Source organism: Sphingomonas sp. CROZ-RG-20F-R02-07 (assembly GCF_022662335.1).
In the GTDB taxonomy this organism is placed as follows: domain Bacteria; phylum Pseudomonadota; class Alphaproteobacteria; order Sphingomonadales; family Sphingomonadaceae; genus Sphingomonas.
The window spans coordinates 91,068-106,873 of sequence record NZ_JAKNQJ010000004.1; the positions used below are offsets into that span (position 1 = coordinate 91,068).

Genomic DNA, 15,806 nt, shown 5'->3' on the forward strand with positions numbered 1-15,806 from the left:
TGCGTTCCGGTGTAGCCTTACTTGGCGCCCGAATTGTCGGCCGCCTTGGTGACCGTCTTGCCTGCCGAGCTGACGTCCTTGCCGGCGCCGGCGACGGTGTTGCACGCGCTCACCATCAGCATGCCCGCGACCATCGTCAATCCAACCAGTTTACGCATGTTCGATCTCCTAAAAGCGTGGGTAACCCCGCGAAATAGTGCACGGAACGACCGTCCTTCGTCAATCATGGCGAAGTCGTCGACGGGCGCCTGCTTTAAATGTGAAGACCCGGAAACGTCACCGGGGGGGAGGGTGGACGCTTCCGGGTCTATGGCTGGATAGCGAAAGCGGGGGGCATAAGGTCGCTATCCGAAGGTCATAACGGTGATCGGGAAAGGAGGTTCCGGCGGGGCAGGGGTTTTTCTCCGCTTTGCCGAAAGCGCCCCGTCGTCAATCGCGCCCCGTCACGCTGATCGCGATCTCATAGGCGCCGACGAGCGGGTCATGGTGCAGGGGCGCGCGCAATTGGCGCGACAGGCCTTCCATCACGCGGCCATAGCGCGTGCCGGCGAGATCGCGGAGTAGATCGCTATCCACCAGCGACCTCGAGACGACGCGCAGCAGCGCCTTTCCGGGGTCCTCGGCGGGCTTCACGGCCACGCGGATCTGGGCGGATGGGTCGCAGTTGATCGCCAGCTCGATCGTCTCGGTCACGAGGAACGCCACGGCGACGGCGACGTCCTGATTGACGAGATAGGGGTCGATATCGATCGCGATACCGATTGCCGTCGATCCCTCGGGTGCGGTCGCGCGGATATTGGCGGCGAGCTCGCCGATCACCGCGCGCAGGTTCAGCCCGCGATTTTCCTCCATCTCCGCGAAATGGTTGCGATGGACGACTGCGAGCGCGTCGACGCGGCGCTGGATCGAGGAATAGGCCGCCGTCGCATCTGCGCTGCGCGCGCCGCGCGCATGGAAGTTGATGAGGCTGGAGATCACCTGAAGATTGTTCTTCACACGGTGATGCACCTCGCGCGTCAGCTTGGTCTGGCGGACGAGCCCCTCGGCCAGCCCGGCCTCGTGCAGCGCGACGGTGCGGCTGATCGCGCGGAACGTGTCGCCCAGCTCGCGGATCTCCTGCGCCGGCATCTGGTGGAGCGTACCCGGATCGATCACCTCGCCCGGCGTGAACGCCGCGACGCTGGTGCGCAGCGCACGCAAGGGGCGGATCAACAGCCGATCGACCACGAACCAGGCGATGCTCGCCGCCGCGGCCCACATCAGCAGCGGCAGCAGCAGGGCGATCACCAGCGGCGACGTGATCGGCGCGCTGCGAACGCTGGTGCGCAAGGCGAGCCCCGCCACCCCCAGGTCGATCCGCATCGTCTCCATGCGATCAAGCGGCTGGGCATCGGGGATCGACCCGAGGATCAGCGACCGCGACCCGTGGATCAGTTCGCTGCCATAGGGCGTCGCGTGCGCGGTGGGCAGGCCGATCCGCGCCAGAAACGCCTTGGGAAAGAATGCGCGAGCGACGGTCCGGCGTCCCGGTCCGGCCACCGCCATGACGAGGCCCTGGCCAGGCAGGATCTCGGCCACGATCGGCGTACCCATGGTGGGCAGGGCGACGCTGGCCGCGACGGGCTCACCGCAGAGCACATGGCCGACACGATCGGTGATGACGAAGCGCGTGCCGGCTACCGATTGCTGCGCGAAGACGCCCTGCGCGCGCGCGCAGCTCGGGGCGTCCGCGGGGTCGGCGCCGAGTGCGTTCACCGCGACGCGCAGCGCGGTCATGTCGCCCACCAGCTCGATCGCGATCGAGCGCGCGCTTTCGTCCGCGGAGACGCGCAACCGGGCGCGCATTTCCGCATCGGCGATCCGCGTCGTCTGCAGGGTGGCAAAGATCGCGATCAGCGCGAGCGGCAGCAACGCTGCGCTGAGGATCAGGAACAGTTTCGCGCCGGTCTGCATCCGGGCGAGTCGCGACACCGGACTGAGTGCCGTCAGGCGATCACGTGCGATAGCGGCATCGATGGAATTGTTTGAGGCCATGGCCGTTCGGCCGGCCGTCAGTCGAGCTTGCCGAGCAGGTCGAGCATCTCGTCGGGAACCGATTCTTCGACGGTTTTCTGATAGATCGACCGAAGCGCCGTGCCCATGTCGCGATCCTTGTTCTGGACCCTGGCTCCGGATAAATCGGGCTGCTTGGTCTTTGGCGTGTCGTGGCCCAAACTGAAAACATCCCCCTGCACGCCCGCACGTGAACGCGATAACAAACGATCTATCCCGAAGACCGGCCGGAAATCCAGCCGGGCGCATACGCGATTTGGTGTCCCTGAAACCAAATTGCATCTCGATGGTTCCCGGTCAGACCGAAAAATCCGTCCTACGTCAACGTAGGCGGCCATTTCGCGGAAATGACATTGCAACGCGGCGGCCACCGGGACAGATGGAGGCCGCCATTCAGGGAGTATCCGTTACCCATGTCGCTCGGACAGCAACTCGCACCGCATCTCCCCTTCCTGCGGCGCTACGGCCGGGCCCTGACGGGCAGCCAGAATCATGGCGACAAATATGTCCGTGCGACGCTCGAGGCGATCGTCGCCGCGCCCGCCGAATTCCCGAAGGACGTTGATCCGCGTCTCGGCCTCTACAAGATGTTCCAGGGCATCTGGAATTCGACCAACTACGACGAGCTGGGCGACGAGGCGGCGGGCGACAGCCCGGAAGGCCATGAGGCGACCGCGCGCGCGCGGCTTGCCCGGATGACGCCGCTGTCGCGTCAGGCGCTGCTGCTGACGGCGATGGAGGGCTTTACGCCCGAGGATGCGGCTTATTTGATCGAGGTCGAGCCGAGCGAGCTGGATGATCTCGTCGCCGAGGCGATGCGGGAGATCGAGCAGCAGACCCGCGCGCGCGTGCTCATCATCGAGGACGAGCCGCTGATCGCGATGGATATCGAGACGATCGTCCGCGATCTCGGCCATGACGTGACCGGCGTGGCGGTGACCCGCGACGAGGCCGTGGGGCTTGCGATGGAGGATCGCCCCGGGCTGGTTCTGGCCGACATTCAGCTTGCCGACGACAGTTCGGGCATCGATGCGGTGAAGGACATCTTGGCCGAGTTCGAGGTTCCGGTGATCTTCATCACCGCCTTCCCCGAGCGGCTGCTGACGGGCGAACGGCCCGAGCCGACCTTCCTCATCACCAAGCCGTTCCAGCGATCGACGGTGAAGGCGGCGATCAGCCAGGCGCTGTTCTTCGACCAGAGCACGGTGCCGGCGGTATAAACGGGACGGTTCCCGCGGGATAAACAAGACAGTTACGGAGCCAAAACGGGTTTCGCGTGTTGGGACGATCATGGCTGATCCGAATGAACGCATCGAAGTCGAGGCACAGGACGCACGGGCGGGCGCGACGCCCGGCGTCACCCGCTATGTGCTCGGCATATCGCTGATATTGATCGTGGCGATCTTTGCGTTTCTTATTCTGCGCTGAGGTATCTCAGTGCATCCGCTGGCAAATGTCGGCGTCGAGTCTTATGTAGGCGACCGTGCGTGGAGCACGACGAGCGGGGTTGAGGCCATTTCCATGAACGATACGACGCCGCGCGACAGCGATGACGGCGAAGAAGAACTGGTCGTCGTCGAACACGTCTCGCTCTCCGATCCCGAGTTCAAGACTCAATTGGCGCAGGTCATTCCGCATCTTCGCGCGTTCGGTCGCTCGCTTTCGGGCAGCCGCGATCTGGCCGACGATCTCGTTCAGGAAACGCTGCTGAAGGCATGGGCGGCGCGCAAGCGCTTTCAAGCCGGCACGAACATGCGCGCATGGACGTTCATCATCCTGCGCAATCTGTATCTGTCGCAAATGCGCCGCGCGCGGTTCAAGGGCGAGTGGGACGATCTCGTCGCCGACCGCATCCTGGCGGCGCCCGCGAGCCAGGATCGCCATGTCGAACTGGGCGACATGCAGCGCGCGCTGATGCATCTGCCGCAGCCCCAGCGCGAGGCGCTGATCCTCGTCGGCGCAGGCGGCTTCGCCTATGAAGAGGCCGCCGAAATCTGCAATGTGGCGGTCGGCACGATCAAGAGCCGGGTGGCGCGTGGCCGCGTGGCGCTCGAGACCATTCTGACGAACGGATCGCTCCCCTCGCGCCGCAGCCATGAGGTTGATGTCACGAAGACGGCGCTCGACACGATCATGGGTGAAGTCGAGGATCTGAGCCGCGGCCGCTAGCCGCCAGCGTCAGCGGCCGATCGGGATGCGGTCGAGCTGTTCGAGCGCGTGGCGCATGTCAGTCGGCAGATCGATGCGCGAGGAGAATGCACCCTTCAGCGCCGTGCCGACCGCATCGGTTTCGCGGGGCGAGCGGACGATGAAGTCGCCCCTGTTTCCCGCGTGAAGGCTGTGTGCATGATCCATGGCGTCTACAACCCCTGACACGAATATTTGTTGCGAGTCGGGGCAAGAGGCGGAGCGGAAGCTGCATGAATGTCACCATCGCCCGTTCCAGCCTGGCGGAAGCGCTGCGAAGGGCACGCGCGGAGTCGCCGTTCCTCACGCTTCTGCTGACGCGCGAGCCGGAGATCGCCGCGCGGCTCGAGAGCGGCGTGCTCGATCTCGCGGTTCATGACGCCACACCCGATGTGCCAGTGGCACGGCAGTTGCGGCTGGAACGTCGGGCGCTCGCGCTAAACGTCGCGATCGGCGATCTGGCGGGGCTGCTCGATCTCACGGCGGTCACGCAGGCGCTGAGCGATTTTGCGGACCGCGCGGTGGATCGTGCGATCGGGCAGGCGATCCGCGAACGGACTCCCGATGCCGAACCGCAGGGTTTCGCGGCGATCGCGCTCGGCAAACAAGGCAGCCGCGAGCTCAACTATTCGTCCGACATCGATCCGATCTTCCTCTTCGATCCGCAGATTCTCCCCCGTCGCCCGCGCGAGGAGCCGAGCGACGCGGCGGTGCGGATCGGGCGGCGGGTGGTCGAACTGCTCCAGGCGCGCGACGGCGACGGCTATGTGCTGCGCGTCGATCTTCGACTGCGGCCGTCGCCCGAAGTGACGCCGATCGTGCTGCCGGTGGATGCGGCGATCGGCTATTACGAGTCGCAGGCGCTCACCTGGGAACGCGCCGCCTTCATCCGCGCCCGCGCCGCTGCCGGAGACACGGATCTCGGTACGCGGTTTCTCGATGCGGTTCGGCCGTTCGTGTGGCGCCGCGCGCTCGATTTCGGTGCGGTTCAGGAAATCCGGGGCCTCACGCACCGGATCCGCGACCATCATGCGCAGGGCCAGGCGTTCGGCGCCGGTTACGATCTGAAGCGGGGCAGGGGCGGCATCCGCGAGATCGAGTTCTTCGCGCAGATCCACCAGTTGATCCATGGCGGCCGCGATCCGGCGCTGCGCGCCCCCGCGACACGCGACGCGCTGGCGGCGCTCGCCGCGGCCGGCCGGATCGATGCCGAGGATGCGGCCGTGCTGAGCGAGGCCTATACGCGGCTCCGCACGATCGAGCACCGCGTGCAGATGATCGACGACCGGCAGACTCATGCCCTGCCGGTGGCCGAAGCGCTTGATCGCGTCGCGCGGCTCCACGGCGTGAATGACGCCGACGCGCTGCTCGACTGGCTGCGGCCGTCGGTCGGGCATGTCGGGCGGATCTACGATGCGCTGGATGGCGACGCGCAACCGACCCTGCCGCATGACCCCGAAGCGCTGGACGAGGCGCTCGCCTCGGCGGGTTTCGGCGATCCCGCCACGGCGCGGGTCCGGATCGCGGCATGGCGTCAGGGCGGCTATCCCGCGCTCCGCAGCCCGCCCGCGCGCGCCGCGCTGGAGGCGGTGTTGCCGACGCTGGTGCCCGCCTTCGCCGGCGCGCCGGATCCGAACGCGGCGCTGCGGCACTTCGATGCGCTGCTCGAACGGCTGCCGAGCGCGATCAACATCTTTCGCCTGCTCGAGGCCCGGCCGGGGCTCGCGGCGCTGCTCGTCACGATCCTTTCGCATGCCGAACCCCTGGCCGAGGCGCTGGCGCGTCGTCCGGCCTTGCTCGACGGCCTGATCGACGCCTCCGCGCTCGATGCCGTCGGCAGCGTCGAAACGCTGGAGGCCGCGATGCGCGCGGGCGATGCCGGCGAGGATTATGGCGCGCGGCTCGATCACGTCCGCCGCATCGTCGGCGAGATGCGGTTTGCGCTCGGCGCGCAGATCGTGGCGGGTGCGGCGGATCCGCTGGTCGCGGCCGGCGGCTATGCGCGCGTGGCGGAAGCGGCGATCGGCGTGATCGCCACCGCGACGGTGGCGGAGTTCGCGCACGCGCATGGCGCGGTGCCGGACAGCGAGTTCGTCATCCTGGCGCTCGGCCGGATGGGCGGTGGGGCGATGACGCACGCGTCCGATCTCGACCTCGTCTATCTGTTCACCGGCGATTTCCGCAGCGAGTCGGATGGGGCGAAGCCGCTGGGTGCTACGCTCTATTACAACCGGCTGGCGCAGCGGATGACGGCCGCCTTGTCGGTCGCGACCGCGGCGGGGCCGCTCTATCCGATCGACACGCGGCTGCGCCCATCGGGTGCGCAGGGGCCGCTGGCGGTGTCGGTCGAATCCTTCGCGCGTTACCAGCGCGAGGATGCCTGGTCTTGGGAGCATATGGCGCTCACCCGTGCCCGCCCCGTGTTCGGCTCGGCCCGGGCGCGTGCGGACGTGGCGGCGGTGATCGCCGATGTGCTTCGGGGGCAGCGGCCCGCGCGCGATATCGTGCGGGACGCGGTGACGATGCGCGCCGATATGGCCGCGCACAAGCCGCCGCAGGGGCCGCTCGACGTCAAGCTGTCGCCGGGTGGGCTGGTCGATCTGGAATTCGCGGTGCACGTCACGCAACTCGTTCACCGTACCGGGTTCGATCCCGATCTGGGATGCGCGATCGATGCGCTCGCCGACCAGGGATTGCTGCCGCGCACGATGCGGGCGGCGCATGACGACCTCACGCGTGCGCTCGTCGCGCTGCGGCTGCTGGCGCCGGGCTCCGCCATTCCCGACCGGGCGACGCAGGCGCTGATCGCCGACACGCTGGCGCGGCCCGACTGGCAGGCCGTGACGGCGGCCCTCGACGCGACCCGGGCGGCGGTGCAGGGGGTGTGGCACGAGGTGAGCCATGGATGACGGTGCGACGATCCCCGCGGTGCGGGTGACGATGACGGACGGACGCGAGGCGGCGCTGGCGGACCTCGCCCGGCCGCTGGTGGTCTATTTCTATCCCAAGGACGATACGCCCGGCTGCACGCGCGAGGCGCAAGACTTTTCCGCGCTGGCGGACGACTTCGCACAGGCGGGCGTGACGGTCGTCGGCATTTCCAAGGATCCGCCCCAGAAACACGCCAAGTTCGCGGCCAAGCACGCGCTATCGGTGACGCTCGCCACCGATCCGGACGGCAGCGTCTGCGACGCGTTCGGTGTCTGGGGCGAGAAGAACCTCTATGGCCGCGTCTATATGGGTATCGAGCGGGCGACATTCCTGTTCGGCGCGGACGGAACGCTGGTGCGGCAGTGGCGCAAGGTGAAGGTGCCCGGCCATGCGCAGGCGGTGCTCGCGGGGGCCACCGGCGGCTGATTCGCATCGTTTCCCGTTTGCGGCGCGCAATTTTCAACGACTCGGCTTAACCATCAGGCATTCCGCCGCGCCGGGCCCACCATGGTCTTGCCGTGACGTCATAATGCTTGGCAAAGCACGATCGTCGGAAGCGCGGGGGGCCGTGGTTCGCGACGAAGCCGGAGCGCTCTGTCAGGGGCAGGCGCTTGCGAATGCAATTGGGGTCCGATGGCACAGTTCGACAAGGTTGGCGCCGCGACGATGATGCGGGCGAAGTGGGTTCTGCTCTCGGCCATCGCCTTCGGTGGCATCGCCCAGGCCGCCGAACCCGGCGCCTCGGCAGATGTGCAGAGCGCACAGATGGCCAATGTCGCGCAGCTTTCGCAATCGACGCTTCCCGGGTCCACCGTGGGCGGTGCGACCGAGATGGCGGGCGATCGGCAGTTCCGCAGCCTGTTCCTGTCGTGGAAGAAGCTCGACGCGGCACCGGGCGCGCGGATTGGCGGGATCGCCATCCCCTCCGTCCAGCCGGTCCAGCGGCTCGCCTTCACCAGCAATTTCGGCATCCGCAGCGATCCGTTCCAGGGCACCGCACGGATGCATGCCGGCGTCGATATCCCCGGCCCGGTCGGCACGCCGGTCTATGCCACCGCCGACGGCACCGTCGACGAGGCACAGCGCGCCGGCGGCTATGGCAACATGATCGAGATCGATCACGGCAAGGGCATCGCCACCCGCTACGGCCATCTCTCCAAGATCATCGTCGAGAATGGCGCGCACGTCGCGCGCGGCCAGTTGATCGGCCTGATGGGCTCGACCGGCCGCTCGACCGGCCCGCACCTCCATTACGAGGTCCGCATCGACGGCAAGGCGGTGAACCCCGCGCCCTTCCTGACCAGCACCGATTATCTGATCGCCGCGCAGGATCATGCGGTCCACGCGATCCCCGTCTCGACGGGCCCCGCCGCGCAGGATTGAGGCGTCGGCGCGGAGAGGTTGCCCGGCAGCTCGCGCGCGCCTATCTGATCGGCATGGCAACGCGCGCATCCGAGATCACGCTCACCCCCTCCGCCGCCGCGCGGGTGGCGACGATCGCCGCCAAGCAGGGCAAGCCGCCGATTCTGCGCCTCTCGGTCGATGGCGGTGGCTGCTCGGGTTTCCAGTACAAGTTCGGTTTCGCCGACGCGGTCGCGAATGACGACAGCGTGGCGGAAACCGACGGCGTGCGGCTCGTGGTGGACAGCATCAGCCTCGATCTCGTCCGCGGTTGCGCGGTCGATTATGTCGAATCGCTGGGTGGCGCGGCGTTCAAGGTCGAGAACCCCAACGCGGCGAGCGGCTGCGGCTGCGGCACCAGCTTCGCGGTCTGAGCCGGCGCGTGAAGCTCGTCACCTTTAACATCAACGGGATCAAGGCGCGCCTGCCGCGCCTGCTCGAATATCTGGCCGAAGAACAGCCGGAGATCGTGTGTCTCCAGGAACTGAAGACCAGCGACGAGACCTTTCCCGCCGCGGATATCGAAGCCGCCGGCTATGGGGCGCTGTGGCACGGGCAGAAGAGCTGGAACGGCGTCGCCGTGCTCGCCCGCGGCCAACAGCCGATCGAGCGGCAGCGCGGCCTGGCGGGCGAGCCGGAGGACGAGCATAGCCGCTATCTGGAGGCGGACATAGACGGCTTGGTGGTCGCCTCGATCTATCTGCCCAACGGCAATCCGCGCCCCGGCCCCAAATTCGATTACAAGCTGCGCTGGTTCGACCGGCTGGCGGCGCGGGGCCGCGAATTGCTCGCCGAGGAAGTCCCCGTGGTGCTGGCGGGCGATTACAACGTGATCCCCAATGATGACGACACCTATTCGGTGCGCGCCATGGCGGAGGATGCGCTGATGCAGCCTGAGAGCCGCGCGGCGTATCGCCGGCTGCTGGCGCAGGGCTGGATCGATGCGTTGCGCACGCGCGCGCCGGGCGGCGGCGTGTGGACGTTCTGGGATTACCAGGCGGGCGCATGGCAGCGCGACGCCGGCTTCCGGATCGATCATATGCTGCTCAGCCCGCAGGCGGCCGACCGGCTGGTCGATGCAGGGGTCGACAAGGCGTATCGCGCGCGCGAAAAGGCCAGCGATCATGCGCCGACCTGGGTGCGGTTGCGCTAGCCGCATGCCCCGAGCGGCCGGGCGGGTCGAAGGGGAATGGATGATGCGACGTTGGATCTTGGTCGGCCTCGGGCTGGCGGCGGCGTCGCCGGCCTTGGCGCAGGACGAGCCGCGCTTCTGCCCCACGCGGCCGAGCATCGGCGGATCGAGCTGCACCACCGAGACCGGCCAGGTTCAGTTCGAATATTCCTTCCTCGATTGGGAGCGGAACGACCAGCCCGACCAGCGCGAGGACCGCGTGATCGCCGGCGATTTTCTGGCCAGGCTGGGCATCGGCAAGGATACCGAGGTGCAGCTCGGCTGGACCGCTTACGGCCATGATCGCGCGCGCGACAAGGCGACGGGGCAGATCGACACGGTGAACGGCATCGGTGACGTGACGCTCGCGCTGCGCGAGCATCTTGCCGGCGCCGAGGGCAAGCCTTTCTCGGCCGGCGTTCAGGGCTTCGTCACGCTGCCGTCGGGGCGCTATCCGGTTGGCGCGGGAACGTGGAGCGCGGGCGCGATCGTGCCCGTGCAATATGAGCTTACCAAGAAGCTATCGGTGTCGTTCACCGGCGAGGCGGACGCGGCGGCGAACCAGTCCGGCGAAGGGCGGCATCTCGCGTATAACGGCATCGGCGGCCTGCGTTACAAACTGGCGGACAACGTCAACGTCTATGCCGAGCTCGAGCTCGAGCGCGACGACGATCCGCAGGGGCATGAAACACACGCGCTCGCGGCACTTTCGACCGCTTGGCGGCCCACCAAGCGGCTCCAGTTCGACGTGCTGGCGGTCGCCGGGCTGAACCATGATTCGCCCGATATCCGGCTGGTCACGGGCGGGGCGGTGCTCTTCTGATACTGCCGGCGGCCCTGATGCTTCAGGCGGTCGCCGGTCTACCGGCTTCACCGCCGTTGCCGCCCTTGTCGGTGACGGCGCGGCCATGCCCGGCTGGCGACGATGGCGAGATCACCGTCTGCGCGCGCAAGAGCGATCCGCCCAGGCTCGTGAAGCTGCCCGAGGAACGCGTCGCATCGCCGCAGGACCGGATGACCTTTCGCCTGCCGGGTCACGCCACCGGGAACGTCCATGCCTTTCAACGCGACCTGCAGGGCGCGACGTCGCAAGGCGCCGCGGTCACGATCAGGGTGCCGTTCGGCAAGGGCAAGAAGGACTGACGCGCGTCATTCGGTCGGGAGGCGCGGAGGTGCGGAGAGTTCTTGGGCGCGGTAGCGCCTGTTCCTGCGCATTGTGTGATGAAGGCCGCAAGCGCGGCCAATTGTCTTTCTCCGCGCCTCCGCGTGAATCGCACCTGGTCTGTGCTTCGACACGCTCAGCACGAACGGTCGATCCGACATCATCATGTTCAGAGCGTGCGCTCGTACACGATATAGGTCTTGTTGATCCGGCACTGGATCGTCTCGGCGATCGATCGCATGCCCTGATTGTCCTCCAGGATCCAGCCGATCTCGCCGCGGCTGGCGCCGTAGCGCGCGACCGAGGCCTTGCGGATATATTCGATCATCATGAAGGCGAGCTGGCTGGCCATCCGCGACGATTGCAGCTCCTTCACCACGCCCATCAGCGGCACGCGCATCGTCTTCACCTTGGGCGCGCGCAGCCACAACAGCAGCTTGGCCCAGCCGAACGGCAGCAGCGATCCGTTCAGCGGCTTGATCGCCTCGTTGAGGTCGGGAAGCGTAATCATGAACGCGACGGGCCTGCCGTCCAGTTCTGCGATGCGGATCAGGTCGTTGAACACGATCGGCTTCAACTTTACGCCCACATCCTTGATCTCGGGCGGGGTGAGGGGAACGAAGCCCCAATTGTCGGACCAGGCGTCGTTGAGGATCGAGAGGATGATCGCCGCCTCCTCCTCGAACTTCGTCTTGTCCACCTGGCGGACGACGATCCGCGGATTGTTCTCGCCCGATTTGATGATCCGCTTCACGATCGGCGGAAATTCCTGGGTGATATCAAGATCATAAGTGTAGAGTTCGCGCACCGGGGCATAGCCCGCGCGTTCGATCCAGCCGCGATATTCGGGCTTTGCATGGCCCATCATGATCGTCGGCGGATGGTCGAAGCCGTCGACCAGCAGGCCCGGCTCTTCCCAGATCGACATGCTGATCGGGCCGAGAGCACGCGTCATGCCCTGATCGCGCAGCCATTGCTCCGCCCGGGCGAGCAGCGCGACGAAGATGTCCTCGCGCTCCGCATCCATCAGCCCCCATTGGCCCACGCCCGGGCCGAAGCCCTGTTCGGCGGGCATGGTGAGCGCGAGCGTGTCGATATGCGCCGAGATCCGCCCGACCACGCGTCCGTCCTCTTCGGCCAGGAACAATTGCGCCTTCGCATGGCTGAACCAGCCGTTCTTCTCGGGCGTGAGGAGCCCCAGCGCCTCACCCTTCAACGGCGGCACCCAATGGGGATCGTCGCGGTAGAGGCGGAACGGCAGGTCGATGAAGGTCTTGCGGTCTCGCTTCGATTCGATCGGGCGGATGGTCAGGGTTGCCAAGGCGGCCTCCGGTTTCGTTGCGCAGACGGTATGCCGCGTCGTTACGTCAGCAATATGGCCATTGGCGAGCGATGTTTGCACCGCCGGCGACGGGGCGCGTGCGGGCGACCCCTGTAATGCCATGCCGTCGCCACTATCTGCCGGTAATGGACAGCCTCATGGATACCTCGCTACGCCTCGACCGCGGCTCGGCCGTGCCTGCCGCTCCCGCGCCCCGTGCCGCGCCGCTCAAGGTGGCGGACGACAAGGCGATGCTGCGTGCCGCCGCCGATCTGACGCGGGACCTCGTCCAGCCGCGCCCGCGCGTCTACTGGGCGGATCTGATCGCCTCGGCGGCGGTCGGCTATGGCGCGCTCGCGGTGTCGGTGAGCGTCGCGTCCGCCGGATGGGCGATCGCCGCGGCGGTGGTCGCGATGCTCGGCCTCTATCGTGGCCTGAGCTTCATTCATGAGGTGAGCCATATGAAGCATGCGGCGCTGCCGGGCTTTCGTCATGGCTGGAACGCGCTGATCGGCGTGCCGATGCTCACGCCGTCGTTCATGTACGAGGGCGTGCACAATCTCCATCACGCCAAGACGCGGTATGGCACCATCGAGGATCCCGAATATCTGCCGCTCGCGCTCATGAAGCCGTGGACGCTGCCGGTGTTCATCTTCATTTCCGCGCTCGCGCCGATCGCGCTGCTCTTCCGCTTCGCCGTGCTGTCGCCGATCTCGCTGCTGTCGGCGCGGCTGCGCACCGCGGTGGTGGAGCGGTATTCGGCGCTGGCGATCAACCCGCAATTCCGCCGCCGCGCGCCCGAAGGCGAGGCGCGGTGCTATTGGGATCGCGTCGAGACGGCGGCGAGCCTGTGGGCGATCGCGCTGATCGCGATGACCGTGACGGGCGTGCTGCCGCTGCGCGCGTTCCTGACCTTTCTCGGTGTCGCGTCGGGCGTCGCGGTGGTCAACCAGGTGCGCACGCTGGTGGCGCATCTGTGGGAGAATGACGGTGAACCGATGAGCGTCACCGCGCAATATCTCGACACGGTGAACGTGCCGCCGCCGGCGCTGCTGCCGGCTTTGTGGGCGCCGGTGGGCCTGCGCTACCACGCGCTCCACCATCTGCTGCCGGGGCTGCCCTATCATGCGCTGGGTGAGGCGCACCGTCGCATCTCGGCGGTGCTCGACGCGCAGTCGGTCTATCACAAGGCGAGCTATCCGGGATTGCCCGGCCTGGTCGCGCGGATCGCGCGCAGCACGATGGTGGTGCGCCGCTGAAGCCCCACCGGCGCCGCGCCTATTCCTCGGATCGGAACAGCACCGCTTCGCCGATCAGGAAGAACAGCAGGAACGGCGCCCAGGCCGCGAGGAAGGGCGGGTAGGCGCCCAGGCTGCCCATCGCGAGCGCGAAATTGTCCGCGACGAAATAGGCGAAGCCCAGCATCATCCCCGCGACCGCGCGGATGAACAGCTTGCCCGAGCGCGCGATGCCGAACGCCGCCACCGCGCCCAGCAGCGGCATCAGGCAGGCCGAAAGGGGCCCCGACAGCTTGTGCCACAAGGCGCCTTCCAGTGCTTTCGTGGGACGGCCCGCGCCCGAGAGATCGCCGATCGCCGCCTTGAGCGCGCCGAAGGACAGGCCGTCCGCGTTCACCGTGGCGAGCGTCAACTGATCGGGGCGCACGCCCTTGCCGACCACGATGGTCCCCAGATGCGTCAGCGTTCCCGCGCGCACGTCGAAGCGGGTCGCATCGGGTCCGATCGACCAGCCGTTCTTCGCCAGCCGCCCCCGGGGCGCGCGGATGATGCCGGCGAGATTGCCCCCCGCGCGATCGTAGAGCGTCACGCCCCCCAGCACGGCGCCGGCCCCGCGGCCCCGCACCTGGTCCACCTCGATCAGGTCGTCGCCGTCGCGTACCCACACATTGGTGCGGTCGCCGCGGTCGATCGGGAGGGGGCCGTAACCGACCTTTTCCCATTGATCGAGCGTGGCCTGGGCCCGGCTGACGATCCGGTCGTTGAAGGCGAAGCTCAGCACCGCGATGCCGAAACTGGCGACGATCAGCGGCGCGAGCACCTGATGCGCCGACATGCCGGATGCCTTCAGCGCGATGATCTCGCTATTCTGGTTCATCGTCATCAGCGTCAGGATCGTGCCCGGCAGCACCGAATAGGTCAGGCCGAACGCGATCAGCTCGGGCCCGCGCAGCGACACATAGCGCCAGATCTCGGCCTGGCCGTTGCCGTGATAGGCCAGGATCTTGCTGGATTCGGACAGAAGGTTGAGCGTGAGCAGCACGAGCACCAGCCCGCCCAGGATGCCGAACGTCCGCACGAGGAACAGCCGCGCCATATAGGCCGCCACGGTCGGCGACGGGAAGAGGCCCTTCAGGGTCATCGCGACGCCTCTCTGCGCTGGCCGGGCATGCGGCGGGTGACGGCCTTCGCGATCTTCGAAAAGCCGCGTTCCAGCGCACCGATCGGCTGGCCGCCGGGCACATAGGCGATGGTATAGTACATCCACAGCACCAGCCCGGCGAACACCGCGAACGGGCCCCACAGCGCGATCAGCGGATCCACCTTGCCGAGATCGCCGACGCCGGCAGCATATTGGTTCACTTTGAAATACACCACGATCATCACGATCGCGACGAACACGCCGAGCGCGGACGACGATCGCTTGGGCGGCACGCCGAGCGCGAGAGCCAGAAGCGGCAGCAGGAACATCGAGGCGACCTCGGTCAGACGGAAATGGAATTCGGACCGGCTGCCGTTGCGCTCCTGAAGGCTTTGCGCGTGATGGCCGGCGCGCGCGAGTTCGGGCAGCGTATATTCGAGATTGCCGCCGCCGCGCTGGCGGAAGCTTTCGAATTTCGGGAGATCGATCGGCAGGTCGTGCTGGCTGAAGGTCAGCACGCGCGGCACGTTGAACCCGATCCGGTTGTGGATCAGCGTGCCGTTGGTCAGGCGAAAGATGATGACGTTGGGATCGTCGGTCGCGAGGAACTGGCCGCTGGCGGCGGTGACGCCCAGCCAGTCGCCCTTGGCGGTCTGCGCGTGCACGAAGATGCCGGAAAGTTTGCGCCCCTCGTCGCGACTCTGCTCGATCCGCATCGTCATCCGGTCGCCCAGATGGGTGAACTCGCCCACCTTGATCGACGCGCCGAGCGCCCCGGTGCGCAGTTCGAAGCGAAGCTGTTCGTACGCGTAGCGTGAGGTCGGCTGGACATAGCCGACGATGCCGATGTTGATCGCCGCGAGCACGATCGCATACATATAGGGCACGCGAAGCAGCCGGCCGTAGCTCATGCCCACGCCGCGCATCACGTCCAGTTCGGAGGTCGTGGCGATCCGGCGAAAGGCGAGCAGCACGCCCAGCATCAGGCCGATCGGAATGCCGAGCCCCAGATATTCGGGCAGAAGATTGGCGAGCATCCGCCACACCACGCTGATCGGGCCGCCTTCGGTTGCCACGAAATCGAACAGCCGCAGCATCCGGTCGAGCACCAGCAGCATCGCGGCGACGATCAGCGTGGAGAAGAGCGGGACCGCGATGAGCCGGGCCATGTAGCGGTCGATGGATTTCATGGGGCTGGAAAC

General features: G+C 67.1%; 18 protein-coding genes. 11 read left to right on the forward strand and 7 right to left on the reverse strand.

The window, feature by feature from the left end; genetic code table 11:
• Nucleotides 1–17 precede the first annotated feature (17 nt).
• The 3 genes from L8H00_RS08115 to L8H00_RS08125 all read right to left on the reverse strand — a co-directional run bounded on the left by L8H00_RS08115 (nucleotide 18) and on the right by L8H00_RS08125 (nucleotide 2,213).
• Nucleotides 18–158 carry an entericidin A/B family lipoprotein gene (locus tag L8H00_RS08115; protein ID WP_242096801.1) on the reverse strand — a complete coding sequence of 47 codons (141 nt, stop codon included), beginning with the start codon at nucleotides 156–158 and terminating at the stop codon, nucleotides 18–20.
• Nucleotides 159–429: 271 nt separating this feature from the next.
• Entirely contained in the window at nucleotides 430–1,953 is a 1,524-nt protein-coding gene (locus L8H00_RS08120) for a sensor histidine kinase (RefSeq protein WP_242097052.1), read from the reverse strand.
• 98 nt (nucleotides 1,954–2,051) lie between these two features.
• Nucleotides 2,052–2,213 (reverse strand): NepR family anti-sigma factor, encoded by a 162-nt coding sequence (locus L8H00_RS08125; RefSeq protein ID WP_242096802.1) that lies wholly within the window; start codon nucleotides 2,211–2,213, stop codon nucleotides 2,052–2,054.
• A 252-nt stretch (nucleotides 2,214–2,465) separates the two neighbouring features.
• Between L8H00_RS08125 and L8H00_RS08130 the strand changes: the two genes are divergently transcribed.
• The 3 genes from L8H00_RS08130 to L8H00_RS08140 all read left to right on the forward strand — a co-directional run bounded on the left by L8H00_RS08130 (nucleotide 2,466) and on the right by L8H00_RS08140 (nucleotide 4,221).
• On the forward strand, nucleotides 2,466–3,272 hold the full coding sequence (locus tag L8H00_RS08130; protein WP_242096803.1) for a response regulator: 807 nt from the start codon (nucleotides 2,466–2,468) through the stop codon (nucleotides 3,270–3,272).
• A gap of 70 nt (nucleotides 3,273–3,342) precedes the next feature.
• Nucleotides 3,343–3,480 carry a hypothetical protein gene (locus L8H00_RS08135; RefSeq protein ID WP_242096804.1) on the forward strand — a complete coding sequence of 46 codons (138 nt, stop codon included), beginning with the start codon at nucleotides 3,343–3,345 and terminating at the stop codon, nucleotides 3,478–3,480.
• Nucleotides 3,481–3,573: 93 nt separating this feature from the next.
• Nucleotides 3,574–4,221 (forward strand): sigma-70 family RNA polymerase sigma factor, encoded by a 648-nt coding sequence (locus L8H00_RS08140; protein ID WP_242096805.1) that lies wholly within the window; start codon nucleotides 3,574–3,576, stop codon nucleotides 4,219–4,221.
• Nucleotides 4,222–4,230: 9 nt separating this feature from the next.
• Here the strand turns inward: L8H00_RS08140 and L8H00_RS08145 are convergent, their stop codons facing one another.
• Nucleotides 4,231–4,407 carry a hypothetical protein gene (locus L8H00_RS08145; protein WP_242096806.1) on the reverse strand — a complete coding sequence of 59 codons (177 nt, stop codon included), beginning with the start codon at nucleotides 4,405–4,407 and terminating at the stop codon, nucleotides 4,231–4,233.
• Nucleotides 4,408–4,472: 65 nt separating this feature from the next.
• On the opposite strand from L8H00_RS08145, the gene L8H00_RS08150 reads away from it, so the two are divergent.
• The 7 genes from L8H00_RS08150 (at nucleotide 4,473) to L8H00_RS08180 (ending at nucleotide 10,885) form a co-directional block, all read left to right on the forward strand.
• The gene (locus L8H00_RS08150) at nucleotides 4,473–7,148 is read left to right on the forward strand and encodes a bifunctional [glutamine synthetase] adenylyltransferase/[glutamine synthetase]-adenylyl-L-tyrosine phosphorylase (protein WP_242096807.1); all 2,676 of its coding nucleotides are present in this window, start codon (nucleotides 4,473–4,475) and stop codon (nucleotides 7,146–7,148) included.
• Nucleotides 7,141–7,596, forward strand: a complete 456-nt coding sequence (locus L8H00_RS08155; RefSeq protein ID WP_242096808.1) for a peroxiredoxin — start codon at nucleotides 7,141–7,143, stop codon at nucleotides 7,594–7,596. Before L8H00_RS08150 ends, L8H00_RS08155 begins: the two co-directional genes overlap by 8 nt.
• A 207-nt stretch (nucleotides 7,597–7,803) precedes the next feature.
• The gene (locus L8H00_RS08160) at nucleotides 7,804–8,553 is read left to right on the forward strand and encodes a M23 family metallopeptidase (RefSeq protein ID WP_242096809.1); all 750 of its coding nucleotides are present in this window, start codon (nucleotides 7,804–7,806) and stop codon (nucleotides 8,551–8,553) included.
• A gap of 53 nt (nucleotides 8,554–8,606) precedes the next feature.
• Nucleotides 8,607–8,945: an iron-sulfur cluster insertion protein ErpA gene (erpA, locus tag L8H00_RS08165; protein ID WP_242096810.1), complete on the forward strand. Its 339-nt coding sequence runs from the start codon at nucleotides 8,607–8,609 to the stop codon at nucleotides 8,943–8,945.
• An 8-nt stretch (nucleotides 8,946–8,953) separates the two neighbouring features.
• On the forward strand, nucleotides 8,954–9,724 hold the full coding sequence (gene xth, locus L8H00_RS08170) for an exodeoxyribonuclease III (protein ID WP_242096811.1): 771 nt from the start codon (nucleotides 8,954–8,956) through the stop codon (nucleotides 9,722–9,724).
• 43 nt (nucleotides 9,725–9,767) lie between these two features.
• On the forward strand, nucleotides 9,768–10,565 hold the full coding sequence (locus L8H00_RS08175; protein ID WP_242096812.1) for a transporter: 798 nt from the start codon (nucleotides 9,768–9,770) through the stop codon (nucleotides 10,563–10,565).
• 17 nt (nucleotides 10,566–10,582) lie between these two features.
• Entirely contained in the window at nucleotides 10,583–10,885 is a 303-nt protein-coding gene (locus tag L8H00_RS08180) for a hypothetical protein (protein WP_242096813.1), read from the forward strand.
• 188 nt (nucleotides 10,886–11,073) lie between these two features.
• Here the strand turns inward: L8H00_RS08180 and L8H00_RS08185 are convergent, their stop codons facing one another.
• Entirely contained in the window at nucleotides 11,074–12,225 is a 1,152-nt protein-coding gene (locus L8H00_RS08185; RefSeq protein ID WP_242096814.1) for an N-acetyltransferase, read from the reverse strand.
• Nucleotides 12,226–12,383: 158 nt separating this feature from the next.
• Between L8H00_RS08185 and L8H00_RS08190 the strand changes: the two genes are divergently transcribed.
• The gene (locus L8H00_RS08190) at nucleotides 12,384–13,484 is read left to right on the forward strand and encodes a fatty acid desaturase (protein WP_242096815.1); all 1,101 of its coding nucleotides are present in this window, start codon (nucleotides 12,384–12,386) and stop codon (nucleotides 13,482–13,484) included.
• Nucleotides 13,485–13,503: 19 nt separating this feature from the next.
• Here L8H00_RS08190 and lptG read toward each other — a convergent pair whose 3' ends face one another.
• On the reverse strand, nucleotides 13,504–14,604 hold the full coding sequence (gene lptG / locus L8H00_RS08195; RefSeq protein ID WP_242096816.1) for an LPS export ABC transporter permease LptG: 1,101 nt from the start codon (nucleotides 14,602–14,604) through the stop codon (nucleotides 13,504–13,506).
• Nucleotides 14,601–15,794 (reverse strand): LPS export ABC transporter permease LptF, encoded by a 1,194-nt coding sequence (gene lptF / locus L8H00_RS08200; protein ID WP_242096817.1) that lies wholly within the window; start codon nucleotides 15,792–15,794, stop codon nucleotides 14,601–14,603. The genes lptG and lptF overlap by 4 nt, the downstream gene beginning before the upstream one ends.
• Nucleotides 15,795–15,806 lie beyond the last annotated feature (12 nt).

Excerpts from the sequence above, each read along its gene's own strand:
- L8H00_RS08115 (WP_242096801.1), bottom strand. The coding sequence starts at position 158 with ATGCGTAAACTGGTTGGATTGACGATGGTCGCGGGCATGCTGATGGTG.
- L8H00_RS08120 (WP_242097052.1), bottom strand. The coding sequence starts at position 1,953 with ATGCAGACCGGCGCGAAACTGTTCCTGATCCTCAGCGCAGCGTTGCTG.
- L8H00_RS08130 (WP_242096803.1), top strand. The coding sequence starts at position 2,466 with ATGTCGCTCGGACAGCAACTCGCACCGCATCTCCCCTTCCTGCGGCGC.
- L8H00_RS08135 (WP_242096804.1), top strand. The coding sequence starts at position 3,343 with ATGGCTGATCCGAATGAACGCATCGAAGTCGAGGCACAGGACGCACGG.
- L8H00_RS08140 (WP_242096805.1), top strand. The coding sequence starts at position 3,574 with ATGAACGATACGACGCCGCGCGACAGCGATGACGGCGAAGAAGAACTG.
- L8H00_RS08145 (WP_242096806.1), bottom strand. The coding sequence starts at position 4,407 with ATGGATCATGCACACAGCCTTCACGCGGGAAACAGGGGCGACTTCATC.
- L8H00_RS08150 (WP_242096807.1), top strand. The coding sequence starts at position 4,473 with ATGAATGTCACCATCGCCCGTTCCAGCCTGGCGGAAGCGCTGCGAAGG.
- L8H00_RS08155 (WP_242096808.1), top strand. The coding sequence starts at position 7,141 with ATGGATGACGGTGCGACGATCCCCGCGGTGCGGGTGACGATGACGGAC.
- L8H00_RS08160 (WP_242096809.1), top strand. The coding sequence starts at position 7,804 with ATGGCACAGTTCGACAAGGTTGGCGCCGCGACGATGATGCGGGCGAAG.
- erpA (WP_242096810.1), top strand. The coding sequence starts at position 8,607 with ATGGCAACGCGCGCATCCGAGATCACGCTCACCCCCTCCGCCGCCGCG.
- L8H00_RS08175 (WP_242096812.1), top strand. The coding sequence starts at position 9,768 with ATGCGACGTTGGATCTTGGTCGGCCTCGGGCTGGCGGCGGCGTCGCCG.
- L8H00_RS08180 (WP_242096813.1), top strand. The coding sequence starts at position 10,583 with ATGCTTCAGGCGGTCGCCGGTCTACCGGCTTCACCGCCGTTGCCGCCC.
- L8H00_RS08190 (WP_242096815.1), top strand. The coding sequence starts at position 12,384 with ATGGATACCTCGCTACGCCTCGACCGCGGCTCGGCCGTGCCTGCCGCT.
- lptG (WP_242096816.1), bottom strand. The coding sequence starts at position 14,604 with ATGACCCTGAAGGGCCTCTTCCCGTCGCCGACCGTGGCGGCCTATATG.
- lptF (WP_242096817.1), bottom strand. The coding sequence starts at position 15,794 with ATGAAATCCATCGACCGCTACATGGCCCGGCTCATCGCGGTCCCGCTC.